The following is a 345-nucleotide window of genomic DNA, read 5'->3' on the forward strand; positions in this document are numbered from 1 at the left end:
CAAAATCAATAAGCACAGCACATTACACATCATCACTCGCAACGCTCCAGCCGTTTATTATGAAGGCCGAGAGGGCCCCGCTGGCTTTGAATATGACCTTGCGAAAATGTTTGCCGAAGATGCGGGACTCAAACTGGATGTAAAAGTCGCGGCCACCCGCAGCCAGATTTTGTCAGCACTCGATAACGACTATACCAACATTGCGACCGCCAGCATGGTCGCCTCCGATACGCGCGCAGATCGATATAAATACTCCAGCTCTTACATGGAAACAACCCCCATCGTCGTCTATCGATACGGTAGTGTTAGACCGCGAGATATTAGCGATATTATTGACAAGCGTAT

1 protein-coding gene is annotated in these 345 nt (G+C 49.0%); it reads left to right on the forward strand.

Going from position 1 to position 345, the window contains the following annotated elements:
• On the forward strand, nt 1–345 hold a 345-nt coding region (locus tag A3766_RS10455; RefSeq protein WP_197479519.1), incomplete at both ends, for a transporter substrate-binding domain-containing protein.

It is taken from the genome of Oleiphilus sp. HI0132 (genome assembly GCF_001635845.1).